General features: G+C 72.4%; 18 protein-coding genes and 1 pseudogene. 7 read left to right on the top strand and 12 right to left on the bottom strand.

Going from position 1 to position 25,764, the window contains the following annotated elements; translation table 11 throughout:
* Positions 1-589, bottom strand: a pseudogene (locus J1M38_RS05575) (hypothetical protein); the annotation flags it as partial.
* 178 nt (positions 590-767) lie between these two features.
* Here J1M38_RS05575 and purU point away from each other — a divergent pair.
* From purU to J1M38_RS05560, 3 genes are all read left to right on the top strand, one after another.
* Positions 768-1,673 carry a formyltetrahydrofolate deformylase gene (gene purU, locus J1M38_RS05570; protein ID WP_078025783.1) on the top strand — a complete coding sequence of 302 codons (906 nt, stop codon included), beginning with the start codon at positions 768-770 and terminating at the stop codon, positions 1,671-1,673.
* A 344-nt stretch (positions 1,674-2,017) separates the two neighbouring features.
* Positions 2,018-2,539 (top strand): gamma carbonic anhydrase family protein, encoded by a 522-nt coding sequence (locus tag J1M38_RS05565; protein WP_036314590.1) that lies wholly within the window; start codon positions 2,018-2,020, stop codon positions 2,537-2,539.
* Between the two features lie 24 nt (positions 2,540-2,563).
* Positions 2,564-3,568 (top strand): D-isomer specific 2-hydroxyacid dehydrogenase family protein, encoded by a 1,005-nt coding sequence (locus J1M38_RS05560; protein WP_206481314.1) that lies wholly within the window; start codon positions 2,564-2,566, stop codon positions 3,566-3,568.
* A gap of 27 nt (positions 3,569-3,595) precedes the next feature.
* Here the strand turns inward: J1M38_RS05560 and J1M38_RS05555 are convergent, their stop codons facing one another.
* The 5 genes from J1M38_RS05555 to J1M38_RS05535 all read right to left on the bottom strand — a co-directional run bounded on the left by J1M38_RS05555 (position 3,596) and on the right by J1M38_RS05535 (position 10,863).
* Positions 3,596-4,888: an ABC transporter ATP-binding protein gene (locus J1M38_RS05555; RefSeq protein ID WP_206481313.1), complete on the bottom strand. Its 1,293-nt coding sequence runs from the start codon at positions 4,886-4,888 to the stop codon at positions 3,596-3,598.
* Between the two features lie 35 nt (positions 4,889-4,923).
* Complete coding sequence (locus J1M38_RS05550) at positions 4,924-5,826, bottom strand: carbohydrate ABC transporter permease (protein WP_080695865.1); 903 nt, start codon at positions 5,824-5,826, stop codon at positions 4,924-4,926.
* Positions 5,823-6,794 carry a carbohydrate ABC transporter permease gene (locus J1M38_RS05545; protein WP_041102962.1) on the bottom strand — a complete coding sequence of 324 codons (972 nt, stop codon included), beginning with the start codon at positions 6,792-6,794 and terminating at the stop codon, positions 5,823-5,825. The genes J1M38_RS05550 and J1M38_RS05545 overlap by 4 nt, the downstream gene beginning before the upstream one ends.
* A complete protein-coding gene (locus tag J1M38_RS05540; protein ID WP_063188962.1) occupies positions 6,791-8,095 on the bottom strand; it encodes an extracellular solute-binding protein in 1,305 nt (434 codons plus the stop codon). The genes J1M38_RS05545 and J1M38_RS05540 overlap by 4 nt, the downstream gene beginning before the upstream one ends.
* An 86-nt stretch (positions 8,096-8,181) precedes the next feature.
* Positions 8,182-10,863, bottom strand: a complete 2,682-nt coding sequence (locus J1M38_RS05535; protein WP_144879213.1) for an ATP-dependent helicase C-terminal domain-containing protein — start codon at positions 10,861-10,863, stop codon at positions 8,182-8,184.
* 111 nt (positions 10,864-10,974) lie between these two features.
* Between J1M38_RS05535 and J1M38_RS05530 the strand changes: the two genes are divergently transcribed.
* Positions 10,975-11,814 (top strand): ATP-grasp fold amidoligase family protein, encoded by an 840-nt coding sequence (locus tag J1M38_RS05530; RefSeq protein WP_078025811.1) that lies wholly within the window; start codon positions 10,975-10,977, stop codon positions 11,812-11,814.
* A gap of 112 nt (positions 11,815-11,926) precedes the next feature.
* On the opposite strand, the gene J1M38_RS05525 is transcribed toward J1M38_RS05530, so the two are convergent.
* The gene (locus J1M38_RS05525) at positions 11,927-12,928 is read right to left on the bottom strand and encodes a glycosyltransferase (protein ID WP_095347287.1); all 1,002 of its coding nucleotides are present in this window, start codon (positions 12,926-12,928) and stop codon (positions 11,927-11,929) included.
* Complete coding sequence (locus tag J1M38_RS05520; protein ID WP_138976774.1) at positions 12,928-14,823, bottom strand: glycosyltransferase family 1 protein; 1,896 nt, start codon at positions 14,821-14,823, stop codon at positions 12,928-12,930. The genes J1M38_RS05525 and J1M38_RS05520 overlap by 1 nt, the downstream gene beginning before the upstream one ends.
* 168 nt (positions 14,824-14,991) lie before the next feature.
* Here J1M38_RS05520 and J1M38_RS05515 point away from each other — a divergent pair, with 168 nt between their 5' ends.
* Complete coding sequence (locus J1M38_RS05515; RefSeq protein WP_206481312.1) at positions 14,992-16,839, top strand: glutaminase; 1,848 nt, start codon at positions 14,992-14,994, stop codon at positions 16,837-16,839.
* A gap of 46 nt (positions 16,840-16,885) precedes the next feature.
* Here J1M38_RS05515 and J1M38_RS05510 read toward each other — a convergent pair whose 3' ends face one another.
* Positions 16,886-18,484 carry a TIGR01777 family oxidoreductase gene (locus tag J1M38_RS05510; RefSeq protein WP_101965721.1) on the bottom strand — a complete coding sequence of 533 codons (1,599 nt, stop codon included), beginning with the start codon at positions 18,482-18,484 and terminating at the stop codon, positions 16,886-16,888.
* Between the two features lie 72 nt (positions 18,485-18,556).
* On the opposite strand from J1M38_RS05510, the gene J1M38_RS05505 reads away from it, so the two are divergent.
* Entirely contained in the window at positions 18,557-19,150 is a 594-nt protein-coding gene (locus tag J1M38_RS05505; RefSeq protein WP_101965720.1) for a methylated-DNA--[protein]-cysteine S-methyltransferase, read from the top strand.
* 161 nt (positions 19,151-19,311) lie between these two features.
* On the opposite strand, the gene J1M38_RS05500 is transcribed toward J1M38_RS05505, so the two are convergent.
* Together J1M38_RS05500 and purH are read right to left on the bottom strand one after the other, a co-directional pair.
* A complete protein-coding gene (locus J1M38_RS05500; protein ID WP_206481311.1) occupies positions 19,312-21,534 on the bottom strand; it encodes an NADP-dependent isocitrate dehydrogenase in 2,223 nt (740 codons plus the stop codon).
* Between the two features lie 313 nt (positions 21,535-21,847).
* Positions 21,848-23,539, bottom strand: a complete 1,692-nt coding sequence (gene purH, locus J1M38_RS05495) for a bifunctional phosphoribosylaminoimidazolecarboxamide formyltransferase/IMP cyclohydrolase (RefSeq protein WP_036338171.1) — start codon at positions 23,537-23,539, stop codon at positions 21,848-21,850.
* Positions 23,540-23,918: 379 nt separating this feature from the next.
* Here purH and J1M38_RS05490 point away from each other — a divergent pair, with 379 nt between their 5' ends.
* Positions 23,919-25,169: an MFS transporter gene (locus J1M38_RS05490; RefSeq protein WP_081097770.1), complete on the top strand. Its 1,251-nt coding sequence runs from the start codon at positions 23,919-23,921 to the stop codon at positions 25,167-25,169.
* Here the strand turns inward: J1M38_RS05490 and purN are convergent.
* Positions 25,156-25,719 carry a phosphoribosylglycinamide formyltransferase gene (purN, locus tag J1M38_RS05485; RefSeq protein ID WP_069941533.1) on the bottom strand — a complete coding sequence of 188 codons (564 nt, stop codon included), beginning with the start codon at positions 25,717-25,719 and terminating at the stop codon, positions 25,156-25,158. The two genes, J1M38_RS05490 and purN, sit on opposite strands and share 14 nt — an antisense overlap.
* Between the last annotated feature and the right edge of the window lie 45 nt (positions 25,720-25,764).

The following is a 25,764-nucleotide window of genomic DNA, read 5'->3' as shown; positions in this document are numbered from 1 at the left end:
CCGGGGACGGGGAGGCCGGGGTCGCCGGGACGTCCGCCGCGGGCGTCTGCTCGTCCAGGGTGACGCCGGAGCCGCCGGCCACACCGGCCGCGCCCAGGCCCACGGTGTCCGCCTCGCGCGCCGTGCTCGGCGCCGCCGGAGCGGGGCGCAGAGTGCCCCGGGTGGCCGGAGCCGCGGCGTCGCGGCGGTGGGTCTGAGCGGCGGCGTCGGCGCTCGGGGCGTCGTGCTGGTCCACGGTCACCCCGGCACCGCCGGCCACGCCGGCGCCGGACTCGTCGGTCTCGCGGTCCGCCGCGGCGGTGTCGAACGCAGCCAGACCCCCGGCGGGCCTCACGGCCGGCGCCGGGCGCGCGTCCTTCTCGGCCGCCACCTCGTCCAGGCGGGAGAGCCGGGTCGGGGCGGCGGCGGCCGCCTGCTCACCCGGGGCGTCCGCGGTGTCCGCGGTGGTGCCGCGGCGCTCGAGCCGGGTCTCGGCGGCCTCGGCCTCGGCCTCACGACGACGGCGGGAGGCGATCACCGAGAGGATGATCAGGATCAGCAGCACGACGATGATGGCCGCGATGATCCAGTAGAGGGTGGACTCTGGCATGGGGTGCTCCTCGGTCGTCTGGGGCGACCGGCCGGGCCGGGCGCCGCGTCTTGCTTCCCGCGCCGCCGCGCGGCGGGGAACCTGGTCTTGAGAATGACACGGGGCCCGGCCCCCCGACCAGGGATCAGCCCCGTCATCCCGCGGTTCCGCGCGGCCGGCACCGCCTACCATCGACGCCATGGACACGGCAGCCCTCTCACCCAGCCCCTCCCCCGCCTCCGGCGCGGAGCACGCCCACGTGCTCACGCTGGCCTGCACGAACCGCAAGGGCATCGTGCACGCCGTGACGGGCGCCTTGCTGGGCGTGGAGGCGGACATCACCGAGTCGCAGCAGTACGGCTCCCCGGACACCGGCGACTTCTTCATGCGCGTGGAGTTCATGACCCCGGCCGTGCGGGAGGACATCGAGCAGGCGCTCGCGCCGGTGCGCGAGGAGTTCGGCATGCGCATGGGCCTGTGGGACGCGGCGCACCGCATGCGCACCCTCGTGATGTGCTCCAAGGACGGGCACACCCTCAACGACCTGCTCTTCCAGCAGCGCGCCGGCACCCTGCCGATCGAGATCCCCGTGGTGGTCTCGAACCACCTGGACCTGCAGCCGCTCGCCTCCTTCTACGGCGTGCCCTTCATCCACGTGCCCGTCTCCAAGGACCCCTCGAGCCGGGACTCCAAAGAGGCCGCGGAGGACCGGCTGCGCGACCTGATCGCCCAGTTCGACATCGAGCTGGTGGTGCTGGCCCGCTACATGCAGATCCTCTCGGACGAGCTGTGCCGGGACCTGGCCGGGATGGCCATCAACATCCACCACTCGTTCCTGCCCTCCTTCAAGGGCGCCCGCCCCTACCACCAGGCGCACGAACGCGGCGTGAAGCTCATCGGCGCCACCGCCCACTACGTGACCGCCGACCTGGACGAGGGCCCGATCATCGCGCAGTCCGTGCAGCCGGTGACCCACGCCCAGACCGCCGCCGACTTCGTGGCCCGCGGCCGCGACGTCGAGGGCTCCACGCTCGCGCAGGCCGTGCGCTGGCACGCCCAGCACCGCGTCCTCACGGACGGCCGGCGGACCGTCGTCTTCAGCTGAGCCCGGGACGACGGCGCCACGCGGCGCCGTCGTCCGGCCCGCCTAGGGCGTGTCTGAGAATAGATGCACGAGTCAGCTGAGACCCTGGGGACATGTCCCGGTTCCAGATGCTCTCCGACGCCCAATGGGAGTTGATCGCCCCGATGCTCCCGACCCGGACCGGCCGCGACCATCCTGAGACGGCCGGTCGGGGTCAGGGGTGCGTTAGCGTGAGTCATGAGCGGGTCTCTTCGGGCAGGTGGGTTGTTGAGGAACTTCCATCCTGCGGGAGAGGCCCACTCGTCTCATCTCAGCCGGCGCCTCGTGGCAAGAACCTCATGACCCACAACACCTAGGCTGGTGGCATGGCCCACATCATCACCGTCGCGGGTGCCACCCCGCGCATCCACGAGTCCGTCTTCCTCGCCCCGACCGCCGCGATCACCGGCGACGTCGAGATGGCCGAGCGTTCCTCGGCCTTCTACGGCGTCTCCGCCCGCGGTGACTCCGCCCCCATCCGCGTCGGGGCGGGCACCAACCTGCAGGACAACGTGGTGCTGCACGCGGACGAGGGCTTCCCGTGCACCCTCGGCGCCGGTGTCTCCGTGGGCCACTCCGCCGTGGTGCACGGGGCCACCGTGGAGGACGACTGCCTGATCGGCATGTCCGCCACGGTGATGAACGGCGCGGTCATCGGCGCCGGTTCGCTCGTGGCCGCCGGCGCCCTGGTGCTCGAGGGGACGCAGGTCCCGGCCGGCTCGCTCGTGGCGGGCGTCCCCGCGAAGGTCCGCCGCCCCCTCACGGACGAGGAGCGGGAGGGCCTCAAGAAGAACGCGGCCACCTACCTGCGGCTGTCCGCCGCGCACCGGGACGCCGTCGCCGGCTGAACCGGGCCCGGAGGATGTGGGACGGTGGGCACCATGCCCACCACTTCCACTCTCCCCCGCACCCGACCCGACGACGTCCCCGAGCGCCTGCTCATCCTCCCCGCGGCGCAGGACGTCGCCGACACCCCCTACGCCCACGCCCGGCGGCTGGCCGAGCAGGCCGTGGCCGACGTCGGCGGCACCGCCGTGGCCGAGGGCGACCCCTCCGCCACGGCCCTGCTGATGGTCCGCCCGATCCCGGTCGACACGCTCGCCGCGGCCCTGGCCGCCCACCCCCACGTGAGCTGGGTGCAGCTCCCGTTCGCCGGGATCGAGCCGTTCGTCCCGCTCGTGCGCAGCCGCCCGGACATCGTGTGGACGTCCGCCAAGGGCACGTACGCGCCGCCGGTGGCCGAGCACGCGCTGCTGCTCACCCTGGCCCTGCTGCGGGACCTGCCCGCGCGCGTCCGCGCCACCGCGTGGGGCCCCTCCTCCGGCCGCACCCTGAACGGCCTGAACGCCGTGGTCGTGGGCGGCGGCGGGATCGCACAGGAGTACATCCGCCTGCTCAAGACCTGGGACGTGCGCGTCACCGCGGTCCGCCGACGCGCGGGCGACGTGCCCGGCGCGGACCGCACCGTCACGACCGACTCCCTCGACGAGGTCCTGCCCGGCGCGCAGGTCGTGATGATCGCCGCGGCGGCCACCGAGGAGACCCGCGGCATGGTCGACGCCGACCGCGTCGCCCTCCTGGACGAGGACGCCGTGCTCGTGAACGTCGCCCGCGGGGCGCTGGTGGACACGGACGCCGTCGTCCAGGCCCTCGCGGCGGGTCGGCTGCACGGCTACGGCACGGACGTCACCGACCCCGAGCCGCTCCCGGAGGGCCACCCGCTCTGGACCGAGGAACGGGCCCTCATCACGCCGCACACGGCGGACACCCCGGAGATGTGCGTCCCGCTGCTCCACGCGCGGGTCGAGCGGAACCTGCGGGCCCGCGCGGCCGGGACGGAGCTGGAGGGCCTGGTGGACGCCGAGGGCGGGTACTGACCCGCCCCCGGCGTCCGCGGCGCCGGCTCAGCGGCGCGGCGCGTCCGCCTCGTGCTCGGCGGCGTCACGCTCGGCCGCCATCTCGATCTGGCGGCGGCGCTCCTCGCCGGCCCGGCGGGTCAGCTCGGCGCCGACCTCCGGGTCGCGGGTGAGGTTCTCACCGGTCGTCGGGTCGAACAGGTGCACCCGCGTGGTGTCCACCCACAGGCGGGTCGGCGTGCCCGGCCGGGCGCGGGACTCGCCGGAGAGGGTGGCCACGACGACGGGGCGCAGCTCATCCGCATCCAGGTCCTTGGCCAGCGCGGAGAGCATCTCGGCCACGGCCGGGTCCGGCTCGAACTCGATGTAGCCGTACTGCTCGTGGCCCAGCCACTCCAGGTGCGTGAGCGTCGCGTCGAAGGTGGAGCCCCGGTCGCGGCGGCTGTCCTCCACCAGCTCGGCGTCCTCGAAGAACTCCGGCCGCAGGCCGAGGAACACGATGTCCCGCCCCTCGGCGGCGCGGGCCTTCTCGGGCGGCACCGGGATGTCACCGATCGGCGAGGACAGCACGTGGCCGCCCTCCTTCTGCTTCAGCGAGGCGGGCAGGAAGTTCATCGACGGCGAGCCGATGAAGCCGGCCACGAACAGGTTGAGCGGCTGCTCGTAGAGCTCGCGCGGGCTGGCCACCTGCTGCAGCTCGCCCTTCTTGAGCACGGCCACCCGGTCGCCCAGGGTCATGGCCTCGGTCTGGTCGTGCGTCACGTAGATGGAGGTGGTGGCCAGGCGGCGCTGCAGCTGCGAGATCTCCGCGCGCATCTGCCCGCGCAGCTTGGCGTCCAGGTTGGACAGCGGCTCGTCGAAGAGGAACGCGTCCGCCTCGCGCACGATCGCCCGGCCCATGGCCACGCGCTGACGCTGGCCGCCGGAGAGGTTGCCGGGCTTGCGCTCGAGGTGGTCCTCGAGCTCGAGCACGCGGGCGGCGTCGCGCACCTTGCGGTCGATCTCCTCCTCGGAGGGCTTGTTGTCCTTGATCAGCCGCAGCGGGAAGGCGATGTTCTCGTACACCGTCAGGTGCGGGTACAGCGCGTAGTTCTGGAACACCATCGCGAGGTTGCGGTCCTTGGGGGCCGCCTCGTTCACGCGGCGGCCGTCGATCAGCATCTCGCCGTCGGTGATGTCCTCGAGGCCCACGATCATGCGCAGCAGCGTGGACTTGCCGGAGCCGGAGGGGCCCACGAGGATGACGAACTCGCCGTCCTCGATCTCCAGGTTCACGTCCTTGATGGCGTGGAAGCCGTCGTCGTAGGTCTTGTCGATGTGGTTCAGGGTGATGGAGGCCATCGGGGGGTCCTTTCGGGAGGTCTCGTGTGCGGGCCTCAGCCCTTCACCGCGCCGTTGGTCAGGCCGGCCACGATCTGACGCTGGAACGCCAGCACCAGGATCACGATCGGGATGGTCACGATGATCGCGGCCGCCGAGATGGCCCCGGTCGGCGACTCGAACTGCGAGGCGCCGGTGAAGAAGGCCAGGGCGGCGGGCACGGTGCGCGCGGTCTCGGTGGAGGTCAGGGAGATGCCGAACACGAAGTCGTTCCAGGCGATGAAGAAGGCGATGATCGCCGTCGTGAAGACGCCGGGGGCGGCCAGCGGGACGATCACCTTGCGGAACGCCTCGAGCGGGGTGGCGCCGTCCACCTGCGCGGCCTGGTCGAGCTCCCACGGGATCTGGCGGAAGAACGCGGCCAGGGTCCAGATGGAGATCGGCAGGGTCAGGGACAGGTAGGGGATGATCAGGCCGAGCCACGTGTCGTACAGCCCGAGGGTGCGCCACATGTTGAACAGCGGCGTCACCAGGGAGATGACGGGGAACATCGAGACCATCAGGGACACCGTGAGCACGATCCGCTTGCCCGGGAAGTCCAGGCGGGCGATCGCGTAGGCGCACAGCGTGGCCAGGATGACGGCGATGATCGTGGCGATCACGGTGATGCCGATCGAGTTGCGCAGCGCCGTGAGGAACAGCTCGCGCGAGCCGCCCACGAAGATCTCCTCGTAGTTCACGGTGGACCACTGGGTGGGCAGCAGCTTGCCGTTGGCGAGGTCGGCGGGCGTCTTGAAGCTGGTCGCGAAGATCGAGAACAGCGGGAAGAGGCACCACACGCCGATCACGACGGTGAGGATCCACCACAGTGCGGTGGCCTTTCCGGTGCCGCGACGGTGGGGCGCGCGGCCCTCAGGCGCGCGGCCCTCGGGGGCGGGAGCGGATGCGGCGGTGCTCACTTGGAACCTCCTCGGTCGGCCAGGTCCACCTTGAAGCCCTTGACGGCGATGACCGCCATGAGGGCCACGCACAGGAACAGGATCACGGAGACCGCCGAACCCATGCCGATCTCGAGCCGGCCGATGGACGTGCGGTAGGCCAGCAGCGAGAGGACCTCGGTGCCGTAGGCGCCGTTGGTCATGATGTAGATGGAGTCGAAGATGCGGAACGCGTCCATCGCGCGGAACAGGACGGCCACCATGATCGAGGCCTTCATGTTCGGCAGGATGACCAGCTTCATCCGCTGCCACCACGAGGCGCCGTCGACGGAGGCGGCCTCGGTGAGGTCGCCCGGCACCTGGGCCAGGCCGGCCAGCAGGAGCAGGGAGATGAACGGGGTGGTCTTCCAGATCTCGGAGAGCATGATCACGAACAGCGCGGTGCTGCCCTGCGCGAACCAGTTCAGGTCCGCGTCGACGCCCGGCAGCCACTCGAACCAGGCGTTGATGTAGCCCGAGTCGATCGAGAACATGTAGAACCACGCGAACGCGGAGACCACGGTGATGATGCCGTACGGCACCAGGATGATCGTGCGGATCAGGCCGCGGGTCTGCTTGATGGCGTGGTGCATGGCCAGGGCCAGCAGGAAGCCGAGGATGAGCTCGACCACCACGGTCACCACGGTGATCAGCAGGGTCACCCCGAGGCCCTTCCAGAACACGGGGTCCGTGAGGATCACGCCGTAGTTGCCCAGGCCCACGAACTCGCGGTCGCCCGGCGCGGTGAGCCGGTACTTGAACAGCGAGTCGTAGAGGGCCTGCAGGATCGGGTACAGGACCACGAACAGCATCACGAAGAACGCGGGGCCGGCCAGGAGCCAGCCGAGACGCGCCTCGGACTTCGCGCGCTGGGACTTCACCCGGCGGGGGCGACGACCCTCGGCGGCGCGCGGGGTGGATGCGGCGGGTGCGGTGTCGACGTGGCTCACAGCAGACGCTCCCCTCTCAGGACTTCCTGGATGAAGTCGTCGGTCTCGGCCGGGGTGGACTCGGAGACGCCCGACGGCGGCGCGTAGCGCTGCTGGATCGCGGTGGAGACCTCGTTGTAGTACGGGGTCTGCGGCCGCGGGGCGCCGAGTTCGAGGGACTCCCGGATGGTGTCCGCCATGGGGTACTTCTCGGCGACCTCGGGGGCGTCGTAGGCCGCCGGGTCGGCGGGCGGGTTGCCGTTCTCGACGAAGTACTGGCTCTGGTGCTCGGTGGTGGTGATGCAGGAGATCGCGTCCCAGGCGAGGTCCTGGTGCTCGGACTTCGCGCCCACCCCCAGGTTGATGCCGCCCACGGGCGGCGCGGCGTCCTCGCCCTCGACGGTGCGGGGGTAGACGGCCCAGCCGATGTCCTCGGGCAGGTCCTCCGGCAGCGAGCCCTCCTCCACGGAGCCGAGGGTGGCCGGCCAGACGAACGGCCAGTTGACCATGAACGAGCCGTTCTTGCCCTGGAAGAGCAGCATGGAGGCGTTCTCGTCCTGCGTCGGCAGGCCGGCGCTGCCGAGACCCTCCTTGCCGATCGTGGAGATGATCCGGGCGGCCGTGCGGCCGGCCTCGGAGTCGAGGTTCGTGGTGACCTCGTCCGTGGGCGCCTCGGCGTTGGGGACGATCTGCTCCCCGCCGCCCTCGATGAGCGCGTTGAGCCACACGGTCATGGACTCCGCACGGGCGCCCTGGACGGCCAGGTCCTTGTCCTGGCTGCGGGCGGCCTCGATCAGCTGGTCCCACGTGACGGGCTGGGACATGTCCAGCCCCGCGGCCTCGGCGACCGACTTGCGGTACCAGAGCAGCTGCGTGTTGGCCCAGAACGGGACCGTGACGAGCTCGTCCTTCCAGCTGGCGGCCGCGAGCGCGCCCTCCAGGGCGTTGTCCTTCGCGTACGCCTGCATCTCCTCCGGCACGGGGGCCAGGAAGCCGGGCTCGGCGAGCTCGGGGACGAACGGCGGGTCGAGGGACATGATGTCCATCGACGTGTCGCCCGCGGCGAGGCGGCGGGTCAGCTGCTCGCGCTGGGAGGCGGCGTCCGTCGGAAGCATGGACGTCTCGACTCTGTACCGGCCGTTCGCGGCGTCGGTGCACTGGGCGGCGATCTTCGCCTGCCCGCCGTCGTCGGGGTTGGTGTACCAGGTCAGGGTGGGCGTCTGCTCGGCCGGAGCACACCCGGCCAGGATCAGCGCGCCCGCGGCGACGGCGCCGGCCAGCGTGGCCCGGCGCCGTTGACGTGCCCGCGTGTCGTGTCTCACAAGTGGAACCTCAATCGATGCGAGTCGGATGTGACGGCCATCATCACGCATCACAGCGATTCCTGCACGTTTCGCGGACCCCTTTCTCAGCGGGCGCGGCGGTTCGTCCGGGCGGTCGGCTCCGCGGCGGCGGGATCCTCGGGCCACGGGTGCTTGGGGTAGCGCCCCCGGTTCTCAGCGCGGACCTGCGCGTAGGGGCCGGCCCAGAAGGAGGGCAGGTCGGCGGTCACGGCGAGCGGGCGACCTGCCGGGGAGAGCAGGTGCAGGACCACCGGCTCACGACCGTCCGCGACAGCGGGGGTGACACGCGCCCCGAAGAACTCCTGCAGCTTGGCGGCGACCACGGGCGGGGTGTCCTCGTGGACGGCCGGATAGTCCACGACGACGGCGCGCCCGCTCGGCACGGGCAGACGCTCGGGGGCGAGCTCGTCCAGCCGCCCCGCCTCCGGCCACGGCAGGGCACCGCGCAGCAGCGCCTCGGCGTCCAGGCGCGCGAGGGGCCGCCCCGCGGCCAGGTCGGCCGCGAGCCCGTCGACCAGCGCGTCCAGGCCGGGCAGCGCCGCGTCCGAGAGGTCCGGCCACGGGGCGCCGAGGACGCGGTGGAGCAGGTGCACCCGGCGGCGCAGGCGTTCGGCTCGACCGCTCGGGTCGAACCGGGCGAGGCCGTCGGCGGCGAGTGCGGCGCGCACGGCCTGCGCGGCGGCGTCGGGGGCGACGCGGGCCGGCGTCTCCGCCAGCACGAGCGCGCCCAGCCGGTCCACGCGTCGGCCGGTGAGCCGGTCCCCGCGCCAGTCGGCGGTGTCCTCGGTGCGCCGCAGGCCCGCGCCGGCGAGCTCGGCGAGCGGCCGGTCGATCGGCGCGGCCGCGCGGATCGCGGCACCCATGCCGGCCGCGTCCCCGGCCACGCGGGCGACCTCGGCCACGGCCAGCCACTCCTGCCCCGCCAGGCCGCCGCCGGCGGCGTCGCGGGGCAGGGCCGCGCGGGTGCCGGAGGTGAGCAGGTACGCGCCCGCCTCCCCCGCGCGTCGGGCGATCCACGCGGGGAAGGCCAGGGCGGCCACGAGGCCGGCGGGGTGGCGCCGCGCGGTCGCCGTCGCCTCGGGCCCGGGCTCGCCCGGGGCGTGGTGTGCGTGCCGACGGGCGAGTCGTTCCAGTCGGTCCGCCTCCCGACGCCAGCGCCCTGCCTCCGGGTGCCGGCCGTCCCGCACGGACGCGACCAGCGCCTCGAGGTCGGCCCCGGGGGCGCGCAGGTCCAGGGCGAGGGCCGCCGTCGCCTCGGCCGCGGGGCGGGGCCCCGTCCACAGTGCCGCGCGCAGGAGGGCGTGGCCGAGCGGCGGGTCCAGGGGCAGCTCGGCCAGGACGGCGCCGTGCGGGGTGATGCGCCCGTCCGCGTCCACCGCGTCGAGGGAGGCGAGCGTGCGCTCGGCGGCGGCCATCGCGTCGGCCGGCGGATCCTCGGGCAGGGTCAGCCCGCGGCCGCCCGGGGCGCCCCACGCCGTGAACGCCAGGGCCACCGGCGCGAGGTCGACGACGGCGAGGGCCGGCGTCGGGGCTGCGGGCGCGGTGCCCAGGGCTGCAGCGGTGTGGCAGCGGACCACGGTGCCGGGGCCGAGGCGGGCGGCGCGGCCCGCGCGCTGGCCGGCGGCCGCCCGCGAGGCCTGGACGGTGACGAGCCCGGCCATGCCGCGCCCCCGGTCCCGGCGCGGCTCGCGGGCCAGGCCCGAGTCGATGACGAGGCGCACCCCCGGCACGGTCAGCGAGGACTCGGCGACCGCCGTCGCGACGACGACGCGCGGCACGGCCGGGTCGGCGCGGCCGGCGAGCGCGGCGTCCTGGTCGGCGGGTTCCTGGCGGCCGTGCAGGACGCGGACCTCGGTGTCCGGGGCGAGCGCGGCGACGCGCCCCGCGACGGCCTCCACCTCGGCCACGCCGGGCAGGAAGACGAGGGCGTCCACGGTCGGGTCGGCGTCGAGCGCCTCGGCGTGGGCGCGTGCGGCCGTGGCCGCGACGTGGTCGAGGAAGGCCCGGTCCACGCGGCCCTCGGCCGTGAGGCGGTGGCCGCGGAAGGGGGTGTGCTCCTCGCGCAGCGGGTGCAGCACGGCCGGGGTGGAGACCACGGGCAGGGGCGAGTCCTCCCCCATGCCGCGGGCCCAGCGGGCGGCCAGGGCCGCCGCGTCCACGGTGGCGGACATGGCCACGAGCGCCAGCTCGGGACGCAGCTGCCGCAGGTCGGCGAGGAGGGCGAAGAGCACATCCGTGTCCAGGTCCCGCTCGTGGACCTCGTCCAGGACCACCGCGCCCACGCCATCGAGCCCGGGGTCGGCGAGGAGGCGGCGCAGCAGCAGGCCCGGGGTCACGAACTCGACGGCCGAGGCCCCGCCGCCCGCCGCGTCGCCGCGCACGGCGTACCCGACGGCGGCGTCCCCGAGCCGAGCCTGCGCGTCGGGGTCGGCGCCGGGCTGCGCGTCGGCCGCGGCGGCCAGCACCGCCGTGCGCAGCCGCCGCCACGCCGCGCGCACCGCGACGCGCCGCGGCTGCGTGACCAGGACGCGCCCACCGCCGTGGTCCGCGAGCCGGACCGCGAGCGCGGGCGGGACCACGGTGGTCTTGCCCGTGCCCGGGGGCGCCTCGACGACGGCCGCCCCGCGCGCGTCCAGCGCCGCCTCGAGGTCGGGCAGGGCGGCGGCGAAGGTCAGGCCAGTGCTGAGGCGGCCCAGAGCGGCGGAGAGGCAGGCGGGGACGGAGACGGGATCGACGGGGGTGGGCATCGGGACCATTGTCGCGAAGAACGCCCGGCTGTTTCTCCGCCACGTGACTGGAGTCGCGGGCACGTGTGCTTGACTGTCGATGTGACGCAGAGTGCAGACGGGCCACAGGCCATGGATTACTTCGACAGGATTCAGAATCGCCTGGAGGGGCGGGAAGCTGGCGTCCCTGGATGGCTGGGGGCGAAGAACGCGACCCGTCAGTTCGCTGCGCAGATCGGGATCAGGACTCCTGAACAGCTCTTCAAGGGGCCGCTGTCCGATCTCGAGCGGTTCGATTTCCCCGAGCGGTGCATCGTCAAGCCTGGCTTCGCCTCCACGTCCATCGGGGTGCATCTGCTCGAACGCCGCGGGGCCGAGCTGTGGGATCTTGTGAAAGACGAGCCTGTGACAGTTCCGGGGCTCATCGAGACGCTGCGTGAGATCGAGGGCAGGTACGACCTGAGCCCCGACGACGGCGAGTTCCTTGTCGAGGAGCTGCTGAGTGACCGTCGTGGAGTGACTCCGCCGGCCGATGTCCGGTGCTACATGTTCCAGGGCGAGTGCGGTTTCGTACTGGTGGAAGACCACATCGCGGGGCCCGCCGCAGCGTCATACTTCAACGGTGACTTCTCACCGATGACGGACGTCCATGACCGATTCGGTGTGCACCCTGGAGTCACTCATCTGGAGTCCATCGTCGACGCTGCAGAACCCCCGGCGGGAGCCGAGGAACTCTTGGCCGTGGCTCGCCGCGTGAGCACAGCGGTGCCTTCGGCGTTCTGCCGCGTGGATCTCTACGACACCCCCGCTGGCCCGGTGCTCGGTGAGATCACGTTCTACCCAGGCACCTTCTTCTATAAGAACCGGAAAGTCATGGCTCCGGAAGAGGCCGCCCGGCTGGGAAAGATGTGGGACGCGGCAGAGAAGCGACTCGCTGGCTCGCTTCTCATCGATGCGCCGAAGCGCAATTGATCGGGCGGGACCAAGAAATACGGCCATAGCCCCCGGCCCTCCGCTTGGCCCGCAGACCAGGCGGAGGACGGGGACGCTCCAGACGGCGCGCCAAGCGCGCCGCCTGACGCCCTCACCAGGCCGTTGCGGCGCCCGCGGAAACCGGGGCCCCCTCCCGGATGACTCGCACCAGGTCCGCGATGGACCCGCTGGGAACACGATGCACCAGGCCGGTGCCCGCGAAGAGGTCCCAGACCGGAAGGTCCGAGGCAGCCACACGAAGCCCGGCGTTCGTCGCCTCCGCCACGGCGTAGCCGAAGGACTCCTTGAGCGACGTGGACACCAACCAGCCGTCCGCGTCCCTGACCGAGCGGTAGAACTCCCCCAGCGCCTGTGGCGTGAGGTTCAGGTAGAGACGCACACGCTCCAGGACGCCCAGACCCGCAGCCTCGGCGAAGAAGCGCTCCGCACGATGTGGGTCGTCCTCCAGGCTCACCACGACATGCCCCACGTACTCCTGGGGAAGAGCCGCTATGACCCTCAGGAAGTGCGCGTACGCCTTCCCCTGGTCGAACCGCCCGACCCACAGCAGCGGAATCGTGCCCGGCCCATCGCCGAATCCGGAGTCGGCGATGAACTGCGCTGACCCCTGCTCTCCGAAAGTCTCGACATCCACGAGGTTGGGCTCCACCGCCAGGCGGAAGCGGAGACGACGCGGAAGCAGCGGCTGAATCTCCCGCGCCATGATCTGGGAGGGCACGACGACGGCGGCCAGCCGGTCCAGTTCCAGCGCTCCGAGTTCCTTCTCGATGACGGGGATGCTGGACGAATGGAATTCATACGTCACGGCGACATGGTCCAATGCCGACAACACGTTGGCCGTGGCCGGGTGGCTGAGGACAGACACGGACTCGTAGTCGAACTGGTGGGCCAGGTGCGTCAGATAGGGCCCCGACCTGCTCTCCTGGATCAGGCGCACGTGGACGTTGGCCATGTCGGAGAATGCGTCCGAGCCCCCTCGGTCGTGAAGGAACACCGCGTCGAACTGGACGTCAGGCTCAGCCTGGGCCCGGCCCCGGATGACGGCGGAGACGCCGCCCTTGGACAGATTGGGGTAGAAGATCAGCTTGCGCATCAGTCGCGTCCCTCCGTCGTGATCCCGTAGTAGGACAGCAGGCGTTCGGCCCGGTCATCCCAGTCGCTCGACTGGACGAAGGACTCCATGGCCTCCCTTTCGCCAGGTGCCCATGGCGTGCTCAGTGCCTCGTCGAGTTTCTCCACGAACTCGTCCACTCCCCGATGGACCCAGGTCGACGGATACGTCTCCACACTCCCCATGGGCGCGGTGACACAACGCAGACCCCATGCGAAGTACTCGTAGATCTTGTTCGGGTCGACCGATCGGGTGAGCGGGATGTCCAGGAACGGGATGAGTCCGGCCTTCCAGCCGGTGACGATGTCCGCCAGCTGCTCGTGGGAGCGGGGGCCCAGAAGGTGGACATTGGAAGGCAGTGACATGCCCTGGGGCGCACCGTGACCGATGATCTCGAAGACGGTCTCCGGCATACGCCGGGCTGCTTCAGCGATCAGCGGCCAATCGAACCAGGAGGGCGTCAGGTGCCCGACGTACCCGGCCACCCGCAGGTGTTCACGTCGGTCGAAGCTCTCCTCAGTCCTCAGGCCCTCCGACTGGTCGATGACGTGACGGTTGACCGCGTTCGGAATGACCGCGTGGTCGCGCAGGGCCGGCCACATCGACACGAGCTTGGCGTCGAGCGCGGTACTGACGCTGACGACCTTGTCGGCCACGATCAGCATCTGCCGCTCCAATGCGGGCGAATACCACTTGGAGTAGCCCACGCGATTGAACTCCTCCATGTCGTCACGGCACTCGTAGACGACCTGCCAGCCAAGGGTCTTCAGCTGGGTGCCGAGGGCGACGGCCCCAATCGACGGAAAGGAGCTGCAGATGTAGGTGTCGCCCATGGACCGCCGTCGGGTAGTCAAGCCGCGCACCAGCCGGCCGAAGTCCTTGCGGGCGACCTGGAGGATCCGATCGGACACCCGCGCCGGGAACTCCTGGAGTGACGAGAACGGCAGGAACACGACCCACACCCCGGCCCTCTCGAAAGCGCGTGCCAGGTTGTTGGGCCGCAGGGACAGCGTCTCGTGTCCGAGCGGAGGTGCGGTGGTGTCGATGACGAGCAGGGTGTCGCCCTCCGGGATCTCCGCGAGGAAGGCGTCGATCTCGGCAGCCGAGGAGCGGACCTCCGTCACGTCGACCTCGGCCTGCATCATGACGTCAGAGTTTCCCCACCCGCGTCGGCCCTGGATGCGGACCCATCGAGCCTGCGACGGGACCGCAATCTGGAACTGCGTCTCAAGGGGGCCTTCTGCGGCCCCCCGCAGCTGGACGAAAGGTCCGAACGTCGGATTCTGGGGGAGGTCCGACGGTCCGGGAAGGGGACGTCCTGCTTCATCCAGGAAGCCGACGGTGAGGAGCGCCGTGCTCTTCTCGGTCGGCAGGCTCGCATGGACGACCCCTTCTATGGAGGCGGTGCCCGGGCTCACCGGCACGTGCTGGACGAAGTCCCATACCCGGACGCGCGTGTCCGGGCTGAACGGGGCCACTGGCGTGTCCAGCGGATGGACGTGGCGCAGGACCATCGGGGCGCCGTTCACGCGTACGGGGAACTCCGGTTTCCACGCGTGGCCCTGCAGCACAAGATGGGCCGCCGAGTCCGGCACCGTGACATCGAAGGCGGTGACGCGCTGGCCTTCACCGCCGGAGAGGTACCGGTACTCTCCCAGGCTCGGCGAGACGTGGGTCCACCCCTCGACCTCCACCCGTTCTCCTGCTGCGTCTTCGAACCTCAGCTGTACCAGCGCCGCCCCTCGCGCATCTGCGTCATTGACGTGCTGGATCGCGACGCTGAGGAGCTCGCCAGGAGCCACTGGAACGTGGTGCGCGAGATCGGAGACGTCGGGCAGGGATTCTCCCGGCCCTTCGGCGTGCTCTAGAAGGATCATCGACCCTGCTTTCCATGAGTTTTATGGCGAGTGGACGGTGCCGCCCGCGGGCACCACGACTCAACATACGTGACCGAGGGTGAACCCCGCTCTTCGTATGCGACATGGTGCTCCACACCGCCTCCGCCACGCTGTCCCGGGGCTGTCCCACTGACTAGGCTGTGACCCATGACCACACCCGTCCAGGAGCACCTCGATCGCCTCACCTCGGCCCACGCGGGCGAGGGGGAGGTCCCGGACGGGGTGGGCGTCGCGATGCTCATGGTGGACGGTCACCGCTACGTCTCCGGATCCATGACGCCCGTGCCGCTCGCCACGCTCGCCTCTCCCCTGTTCCACGCGCAGGCCCTCGAGGACCTCGGCGCGGTGCGGGTGGGCGAGCGCGTGGGAGCCGCCCCCGTGCGCGACCTGGACCACCGGGTCGAGGTGGACGCCGTCACGGGCCTGCCGCACAACCCGCTGCAGAACGCGGGCGCGGTGGCCACCGCCTCCCTCGTGAAGGGCCGCGGTGGCCGCGACCGCACCGCGCGCATGATGCAGCTGCTCTCCGCACTGTTCGACCGCGAGGTCACCGTCACGGAGTCGGCCGCGCGCGCCGAGAACCGCGCCCAGCACCACACCCGGTCCGCTGCCTGGCTGATGAAGTCCCTCGACACCCTGGACGCCGACCCCGAGACGCTGCTCGAGGACATCGCCACGGTGCGTGCCGCCGCCGTGACCGTGGAGGACCTCGCCCTGCTCGCCGGCACCCTCGCGCACGGTGGCGTCCACCCCGTCACCGGGGACCGTGTGCTGAGCGAGGAGACGGTCCGCGGTGTGCTCTCCGTGATGGACTCCTGCGGCATGGACACCCGGGACTCCCGGTGGGCGTACGACGTCGGCCAGCCCGGCTGGGCGTCCACGCGGGGCGGCACGGTGCTCGTGGTGGTGCCGGGCCACCTCGGTCTGGCGCTGCAGTCGGACACGACGGACGAGAACGGGCTCGGCGCCGCGGCGATGGCCGCCCTGCGGACCATCGTCGAGGACTTCGAGCTGCACCCGTCGGTGGTCACCGGTTCCCCGCGCGCGGCTCTGCGCACCCACTACCGGATCGACCAGGCCCCCTCGGGCACGGTGCGCAGCGCCGTCGTCCTCGAGGCGCTCGGGCGGTTCGCGGACACCGTGCACGTGATCGAGCTGGGCGGTCACCTCGGCTTCAGCCAGGTGGACGCGATCGCCCGCGTCAGCCGCGGTCTACCGGAGGTCCTCGAGACGCTCGTGGTGGACATGCGCTCGGTCAGCTCCATCTCCCGTCCGGCCCGGCTGCTGGTGGCCCAGTGGTTCGCCTGCGCGCTGGGCAACGGGCTCGACGTCGTCGTCGTGGACCGGGACGCCGCGGAGATGAAGGAGCTGATGTCGGCCGTCGAGGAGTCCGTGGAGGTGGACCTGCCCGAGCCGCTGCAGGATGAGGCCGAGGGGGTGGACCCCGCCGCCGAGGGCGCGCAGTTCGTGTTCTTCGACTCCCGCTCGCGGGCCGCCCAGTGGGCCGAGCAGCGGCTGCTCTCCCGGCACGCCCCCCACCTGCTGCCGCGGGACGCCCAGGAGGCGGCCGTAGCACCCCTGCTGCAGCACCTCTCCGCGGACGACGCGCGTCTGCTCGAGTCCATGATGGACGAGCGGGTCTACTCGGACGGCCAGATCATCCGCCGCGCCGGCCAGCCGTTCGGCGGCATCTACGTGATCGTCTCCGGCACCGTGGAGCTCTCGGGTCAGGGCACGGGCAGCCGCCGCGTGCGCCGCACCCTGCTCACCCCGGGGATGACGTTCGGCGAGATGGCCCTGGGCCAGCCCGGCCGCCAGCCCTCCACCGTCCGCGCGCGCGGGCCGGTCACGGCGCGAGTCCTCACCGCCCAGGTGATGGTCGCGCTCCAGGAGGGCTTCCCCCAGCTGGCCCTGGCCCTGTGGGAGGCGCTGGCCCGCGACGCGTTCACCGCGCTGGGCCAGCTCATCCGGGAGACCGGCGCGCTGCAGGACTGACGACCCGCGGGGGCAGCGTCCCCGTGGGACGCTGCCCCCACCCCCGTCACCGCCCGAGGACGTGGCGCAACGCGCCCTCCAGTTCGGGGTCGCGCATCTCGTAGCCGGAGGAGACCAGCCGGTCCGCCAGGACCTTCTGGTCGGCCGCGACGGTCTCCACCCGGCCCTCCTCGCCCAGCAGCAGGCGCGGCCCGGCCTCGGGCACCGGGATGACCGCGGGCCGGCGCAGCACCCGCCCGAGCACGGTGGCGAACTCCCGGGCCGTGACCGGCTCGGGCGCCACCGCGTTGACCGGGCCGGTGACGCCGTCGTCGAGCACCGCGTGGGCGAAGGCCCCCGCGATGTCATCCGCGCCGATCCAGCTCAGCCACGGGCTGCCGTCGTGGCTCTCCCCACCCGAGGTCGCGACCGGACCGCCGAGACCCGCGAGGAACAGCGGCAGCACCTGCTGCAGCATGCCCCCGGCCGGGCTCAGGACCACGCCGGTCCGCAGCATCGCGACCCGGATCCCGGCCCCCTCGGCGCGCCGGGCCTCCGCCTCCCAGTCCGCGACGACCTCGGCGAGGAAGTCGTCCCCGGGCTCCAGATCCTCGACGAGGCCGCTGCCGAACGGGCCCGTGCCCGCGTCCGCCCCGTAGTACCCGATCGCCGAGCCGTTCACGAGCGCCCGCGCCCGCGCGTCGTCCCCCTCCCGATCGGCGATCCGGTCGAGCGCGTCCACGAGGGTGCGCGTGCCGCGCACGCGCGAGTCGTGCACGGCCTCCTTGTGCGCGTCCGAGAACCGGCCGGCGATGGGCTCGCCCGCCAGGTTCACGACGACGTCGGCCTCGGCCAGGGCGTCCTCGTCCACGGTCTCCCGGCCGGGGTCCCACAGCGCCGCGTCCAGCGCGCCGGCCTTCTTCGGGCTCCGCACGAGCCGGATGACGCGGTGGCCGCCGGTGGTGAGCAGGGCACAGAGCTGCCGGCCGATCAGTCCGCCGGACCCCGTCACGGCGACCGTGCGAGCCGGCCCGCCGACGAGGGGGCCGGGATGGGCGGCGTGGAAGTCCAGGTCATCGGCCATCACGCGGGCCCGATAGGCGAACTGGCGGCCCAGCTCCGCCTCGAAGGCCTCGTGGGTGCGGCGCGAGGCCGCGGCGCCCAGACCGGGCACGCGGGACACCAGGGACTCCCCCGGCAGGGCGTACTCGATGTGGTCCGTCACGACCGTGCCCCGCCGGCCGTCCGCCGTGTCCGCCTCACCGGGCGCGGCGTCATCGAGCAGGTGCGTGTGCCGCCAGGAGGCGAGAGGGCCGGAGACCATCTCGTCCCGGAACATGCGGCCCTCCTCGTAGGCCGTGTGGCGGGCCCGCCACGGCACCGCGGGCGCGGCCCCGCCGGGCAGGCGGGAGGCGACGGCGTCCGGCAGCAGGCCGGTGAGCATCCCGTGGGCCGCGCCGGCGAACAGGCCGGCCGCCCCGGGGGCCTGGATGCGCAGCCGCGACTCGGAGCCCACGCGGAGGCCGTCCGTGGGTCCCTGGACCACCTCGCCCGCGAAGGGCGGGGTGAGCCGCTCCAGCGCGCCGGGGTTCTCCAGCCAGCGGAAGACCACCTCACGCGGGTGGCGCAGGAGGGTGCGATGCTCGAAGACGCGGATCTCGGTCATGGACGCCAGCCTGACACAGGGAGGGGACGCGCGAACACCTGTCCGGGCCGGGCCGTGCAGGACAATGAGGGGATGGACCTGCTTCCCGAGCTGCGCTGGACCGCCGCCGCCCTGCCCGCCACCGAGCTCACCCTCGTGGCCGTCTTCTCCCCCGAGGACCAGACGGTGCGCGCCTCCGGCGTGGCCGTGCCGGAGGACTCGGAGCCCCCCGCCGCCGCGATCGGGCGCCTCCTCGAGACGCTCATGGACCGGCTCGTGGCCCTGGACCCGGAGACCGCCGACCGCGAGATGAACCCGCGCCCCGTGGAGCCGCGCCCGGGCGTGTCCCAGCCCGTCGCCGACGCCCTGGCCGCCTACGCCGCGGGGGACGTGGCCGCGCTCGACGCCCTCGACGTCACCCAGCCGGGCACCGCGTTCCGGCAGCGGGCGTGGCGGGAGCTGCGCGGCATCGCCCCCGGCTCCCCCGCCACCTACGGCGGCCTGGCCGAGCGGTGCGGGGCTCCGCGGGCCGTGCGTGCCGCCGGCGGGGCGTGCGCCGCCAACCTGGTGGCCGTCGTCGTGCCCTGCCACCGCGTGGTGCGCGCCGACGGCGCCGCCGGCCACTACCTCTACGGCACCGCCGCGAAGCAGGCCCTGCTGGCCCACGAGGCGGCGCGCGCGGGCTGACCGGCCCCTCCCCACGGCAACGTCGGTTGAGTTGTCACGGGTCCCGGGCACGCACACCCGTGACAACTCAACCCGCGTTGCGGACACGAGAAGGGGCCGGGCCGCGCGCTCCACGCACGCGACCCGGCCCCCGGCGCTCAGCCGCTCAGTCGCTCAGTCGCTCAGACGGAGAGCTTGTCCACGATCGCGTTGAGCGTCGCGGACGGGCGCATCACGGAGGTGACCTTCTCCAGCTCCGGCCAGTAGTAGCCGCCCAGGTCCACCGGGGAGCCCTGCACGCCGTTGAGCTCGGCCAGGATGGTCTCCTCCTGGGCCTCCAGCTCCTCGGCGACCGGCTTCGCCGCGGCCGCCAGCTCGGCGTCCTCGGTCTGCTTCGCCAGCTCGCGGGCCCAGTACAGCGCCAGGTAGAAGTGGCTGCCGCGGTTGTCCAGCTCGCCGACCTTGCGCTTCGGGGACTTGCCCTCGATCAGCAGGGTGCCGGTGGCGGCGTCCAGGGTGTCCGCCAGGACCCGCGCGCGGTGGTTCTCGTTCGCGACCGCCTCGTGCTCGAAGGACACGGCCAGCGCGAGGAACTCACCCAGGGAGTCCCAGCGCAGGTGGTTCTCCTCCACCAGCTGCTGCACGTGCTTCGGCGCGGAGCCGCCCGCACCGGTCTCGAACAGGCCGCCGCCGTTGAGCAGCGGGACGACCGAGAGCATCTTCGCGGAGGTGCCCAGCTCGAGGATCGGGAACAGGTCCGTGTTGTAGTCACGCAGCACGTTGCCGGTCACGGAGATGGTGTCCTCGCCGCGGCGGATGCGCTCCACCGAGAGCTTGGCGGCCTCGACCGGGGAGAGGATGCGGATGTCCAGGTCCTCGGTGTCGTGCTCCTTGAGGTACTCCTCGACCTTCTTGATGAGCTCGCGGTCGTGGGCGCGGGTCTCGTCCAGCCAGAACACGGCCGGGGTCTGGGACGCGCGGGCGCGGGTCACGGCCAGCTTCACCCAGTCGCGCACCGGGACGTCCTTGGTCTGGCAGGCGCGCCAGATGTCGCCGGCCTCGACGTCGTGGGAGAGCAGGGTCTCCCCGGCGGAGTTCTTCACGGCCACGGTGCCCGCGGCGTCCATGATGAACGTCTTGTCGTGCGAGCCGTACTCCTCGGCCTTCTGCGCCATGAGGCCCACGTTCGGGACGGTGCCCATGGTGGTGGGGTCGTAGGCGCCGTTGGCCTTGCAGTCGTCGATCACGGCCTGGAAGACGCCGGCGTAGGAGGAGTCCGGGATGACGGCCAGGGTGTCCTGGGTCTGGTCGTGCTTGTTCCACATGCGGCCGGAGTTGCGGATCATGGCGGGCATGGAGGCGTCCACGATCACGTCGGAGGGCACGTGGAGGTTGGTGATGCCCTTGGCGGAGTTCACCATGGCCACGTCCGGGCCGTTCTCGTAGGCGGCGGCGATGGCGGCGCGCACACCCTCGGCGGTCTCGGCGTCGAGCTTGTCCAGGCCGCCCTCGATCGCGGCGAGGCCGTTGTTCGCGGACAGGCCGGCGGCGGCCAGCTGCTCGCCGTACTTCTCGAACAGCTCGGAGAAGTAGGCCTTCACGACGTGGCCGAAGATCACCGGGTCGGAGACCTTCATCATGGTGGCCTTCAGGTGCGCGGAGAAGAGGATGCCCTCCTCCTTGGCGCGCTTGACCTGCTCGGCGAGGAACGCGTCCAGGGCCTTGGCGGACATGAACGTGCCGTCCACGACCTCGCCCTTGAGGACCTTCAGGCCCTCCTTGAGCACGGTGGTCTTGCCGTCCTCGCCGGTGAACTCGATCGTCAGCACGTCGGCGGCCGGCAGGGTCACGGACTGCTCATTGGCGCGGAAGTCGTCCGCGCCCATGGTGGCGACGGCGGTCTTGGAGTCCGGGGTCCACTCGCCCATCGAGTGGGGGAAGCGCTTGGCGTACGCCTTCACGGCCTTCGGGGCGCGGCGGTCCGAGTTGCCCTCGCGCAGCACCGGATTCACGGCGGAGCCCTTGACCGAGTCGTAGCGCGCCTTCGCGTCCTTCTCCGCGTCCGTCTTCGGCTCGTCCGGGTACTCCGGCAGCGCGTAGCCGTGCGCCTGCAGCTCCTTGATCGCGGCGCGCAGCTGCGGCACGGACGCGGAGATGTTCGGCAGCTTGATGACGTTGGCCTCGGGGGTCTTCACGAGCTCGCCGAGCTCGGCGAGGGCGTCCGCGGTGCGCTGCTCCTCGGGCAGGACGTCCTTGAACGCGGCGAGGATGCGGCCGGCCAGCGAGATGTCACGGGTCTCCAGCTCCACGCCGGCGGTGCCCGCGTAGGCGCGCACGATCGGCAGCAGCGACGCGGTGGCCAGCATGGGCGCCTCGTCCGTGAGCGTGTAGATGATCTTCGACATGCGGATGATCTCTCCTTCTGGCCGCACTCGAGACGCGGCCCTCGTCGGCAGGGAACGGGTGACTCGCCGCCAATCTACCCGGCGTCTCGGACGCGCCACACCGTGTGTGGCTCGGCGTCAGCGCCCCGGCCGTCGCCGGTGCCCTCGCCGGGCCGGGAGGGGTCGCTCGGGTACCAGGGGGGCGTCGGGTCGGAGGGGGCGCCCTCCGACGACGGCGGCGTGGATCGTGGCCGGCTCAGGTGCCCCGCACGGCCTGGGCGATGAAGAAGGAGACGACCAGGCCGAGGGGCTCCACACCATCGGCCCGCCGCGCTCAGCCGTGGAAGAAGTGGCGCGCCCCGGTCAGGTACAGGGTCACGCCGGCGGCCTCGGCCGCGGCCACGACCTCCTCGTCCCGGACGGAGCCGCCCGGCTGGACGACGGCCTTCACGCCGGCGTCGATGAGGATCTGCAGCCCGTCCGCGAACGGGAAGAACGCGTCCGAGGCGGCCACGGACCCGCGGGCCCGCTCGGGGGCCCCCTCCCCGGAGACGTTCTCGGCGCCGCCGGCGCTGCTCACGTCCTGCCCGCCGGTCTGCGCGGCGCCCAGGGTGTTGGCGCGCTCGACGGCCAGGCGGCAGGAGTCGAGGCGGTTGACCTGGCCCATGCCCACGCCGACCGTGGCGCCGTCGTGGGCCAGCAGCACGGCGTTGGACTTGGCCGCGCGCACGGCGCGCCACGCGAAGGCCAGGTCGGCCAGGACGGCCTCGTCGGCGGCCGGGCCGGCGGCGAGGGTCCAGGTGGCCGGGTCGTCGCCGTCCGCGTCCACCGCGTCCGCGATCTGCAGCAGCATGCCGCCGGAGACCTGCTTGGCCTCCACGGCGTCCCGCAGGAAGCCCTCGGGCAGGCTCAGCAGGCGCAGGTTCTTCTTGGCGGAGAGGATCTCCAGGGCCTCGGGCTCGAACGCCGGGGCCACGACGACCTCCGTGAACACGTCCTTCACCTGGGCGGCCATGGCGGCGGTGACGGGGCGGTTGGCCGCGATCACGCCGCCGAACGCGGAGACCGGATCGCACGCGTGGGCCTTGGCGTGCGCCTGCGCGATGTCCGTGCCCTCGTCCGTGACGGCCACGCCGCACGGGTTGGCGTGCTTGACGATCGCCACGGCCGGGACCGGGTGGTCGAAGGCGGCGCGCACCGCGGCGTCGGCGTCCACGTAGTTGTTGTAGCTCATCGGCTTGCCGTGCAGCAGCTCGGCCTGCGCGATGCCGGGGGCCGCCGAGGAGTCCAGGTACAGCGCCGCGGGCTGGTGCGGGTTCTCGCCGTAGCGCAGGATCTGCGCGCGCTCGAGGGAGAAGCCGGCGTAGGGCGGGAACACGGGGATCTCGTCGGCGTGCGTGTCCTCGCCGAAGTGGGCGGCGGTCCAGGCGGCCACGGCGTTGTCGTACGCCGCGGTGTGGGCGAAGGCCAGGGCGGCCAGGCGCCGGCGGGCACGCAGGTCGAAGCCGCCGGACTGGGCAGCCTGGACGACCTCGCCGTAGCGGGCCGGGTCCACGACGATCGCCACGGACGCGTGGTTCTTCGCCGCCGCGCGCACCATGGACGGCCCGCCGATGTCGATCTGCTCGACGACGGCGTCCTCCGCGGCGCCCGAGTTCACGGTGTCCACGAACGGGTAGAGGTTCACGACGACGAGGTCGAACGGCTCCACCTCGAGCTCGCGCAGCTGGGTCACGTGGTCCTCACGACGACGGTCGGCCAGAATGCCCGCGTGCACGCGCGGGTGCAGCGTCTTCACGCGGCCGTCCAGGCACTCCTGGAACCCGGTGACCTCGGCGACCTCGGTGACGGGCACACCGGCGGCGGCGATGCGCTGGGCGGTGGAGCCGGTCGAGACGATCTGCACGCCCGCGGCGTGGAGCCCGGTGGCGAGCTCCTCGAGGCCGGTCTTGTCGTACACGGAGATCAGGGCCCGCTTCAGGGGCACCGTGTCCAGGACGGTGGGGATGGGCTGGGCAGAGGTCACGAGGGGGCGCTCCTTCGAGGGGGTCCGGGTGCATCCCCAGCATAGGCCGGGCCGCATAATGGCCCAGGCGTCCACGTGACGGACCGCCCCCTGTCTCTGATACACATCTCCGAGCCCACGAGACGCGTAGTAATTTCGTATGCCGACTTCTGCGTGAACAAAACCTACGGGCCAATGCCGAAGAACGACAGAATCGCGTTGTTGATCAACCCAAACGAGTTTACTACGCGTCTCGTGGGCTCGGAGATGTGTATAAGAGCCAGCGCCCGACGTCGTCTCCCCCGACGCCGCCCTGCCCACCGGCGAGGCGGTCGTCCAGGAGCTGCCGTGGCGCTGGTCCGTCCAGGGCCGCATCTTCCTGATCGGCGGCCTGGGCTTCATGTTCGACGCGTGGGACGTCACGCTCAACGGCGTGATGATCCCCTTGCTGCGCGAGGAGTGGGCCCTGGACAAGGCCGACGCCGCGTGGATCGGCACCGCCAACCTCATCGGCATGGCCGTGGGCGCGTTCCTGTGGGGCACCATCGCGGACCGCATCGGCCGCAAGGCGGCGTTCGCGTGGACGCTCGCGATCTTCTCCGTGTTCACGATCGCGGGCGCGCTGACGGACTCGCTGCTGTGGTTCGCGCTGTTCCGCTTCGTGGCCGGTGTGGGCCTGGGCGGCACGATCCCCGTGGACTACGCACTCGTGGGCGAGTTCACCCCGCGCCGGCTGCGCGGCCGCGTCCTGGCCGCGATGGACGGCTGGTGGCCCGTCGGCGCCGCGCTGTGCGGCCTCGTCTCCGCCTGGCTCGTGGGCACGTGGGGCGACTGGCGCCTGCCCCTGCTGGCCATGGTCCTGCCGGCCCTGCTCGTGTTCGTCGTGCGCCTGGGCATCCCCGAGTCCCCGCTGTTCCTGATGAGCCGGGGCCGCGAGGCACAGGCCCGCGCCGTCATCGACCGCATGGTGGCGGCCACCGGCGCGCCTCGCCGGCCCTACACGATGCCCCCGGCCGAGCCGGCCCGCTCCGGCGGCGTCGGCGCGCAGCTCGCCGCGGTCTGGCGGTTCTCCCCGCGCATCACCGCGGTCGCCTGGGCCCTGTTCGTGGCCATCATGCTCGTCTACTACATCGCGCTGCAGTGGCTGCCGACGTTCCTCATCGACGCCGGCTACGCGGAGGGCCGCGCCTTCATCATGACCTCCGGCATGGCCGCGGCCGGCCTGCTCGGCGTGGTCGTGGCCACCGCGCTGATCGAGGTCACCGGCCGCCGCTGGCTGCTGGCCGTCAGCGCCGTCGTCGCGAGCGCCCTGACCGTCTGGCTGGCGAGCGTGCTGGACGTGCCCGCTGCGGTGCTGCCGCTCGTGCTGGCGTTCGGCTTCGTGGTGCAGGTCGCGATCCCGGTGCTCTACACGTACGTCTCCGAGCTGTACCCGACGACGCTGCGCGCCTCCGGCTTCGGCTGGGCGTCGGCGGCCTCGCGGGTGGGCGCGGGCCTGGGTCCGCTGCTCTTCGTGGGCACGCTGGTCCCCGCCCTCGGGCTGCCGGGGGCGTTCGCCGTCACCGGCGGGCTCGTGGTCCTGGCCTGCGCGGCGATGCTGGCGCTGGCCCCGGAGACCCGCGGCCGCGCCCTCGAGGTCAGCGCCGACTGAGCTCGCCGAGCACGCGCAGCAGCAGGGCCCGCTCCTGGACCTTGATGCGCTCGTGCAGCTCGGCCTCGGTGTCCGTGTCCAGCACGGGCACCGCGGCCTGCGCGAGGATCGGGCCGGTGTCCACGCCCGCGTCCACCACGTGCACGGTGCAGCCGGTGACCTTCACCCCGTGCGCCAGCGCGTCCCGGACGCCGTGGGCCCCCGGGAAGGACGGCAGCAGGGCCGGGTGGGTGTTGAGGATGCGGCCCTCGAACCGCTCGAGCAGCGGGGCGCCCAGGATCCGCATGAACCCGGAGCACACCACCCAGTCCGGCGCGTAGGCGGCGACGGCGTCCGCGAGCGCCTCGTCCCACGCGCGCCGGTCCGCGTGGTCCTTCGGTGACACCACGAATGTCTCGATCCCGTGGGCGCGGGCGCGCTCCAGGCCGCCGGCGTCGGCGACGTCGGCGCCCACCGCGGCGATCTCCACGTCCAGGGCGCCGGAGGCGACGGCGTCGAGGACGGCCTGCAGGTTGGTGCCGGAACCGGAGACGAGGGCAACGATGCGCATGCGCCCATCGTAGGGTGAGGGGGTGTCCGCCCCCGTTCCCTCCTC

The sequence above is a fragment of the Micrococcus sp. KRD070 genome, from assembly GCF_017168435.1.
GTDB classification, from domain to species: domain Bacteria; phylum Actinomycetota; class Actinomycetes; order Actinomycetales; family Micrococcaceae; genus Micrococcus; species Micrococcus luteus.
The sequence above is the reverse complement of the archived record's forward strand: the minus strand, read 5'-3'. Positions and strand labels throughout refer to the sequence as shown.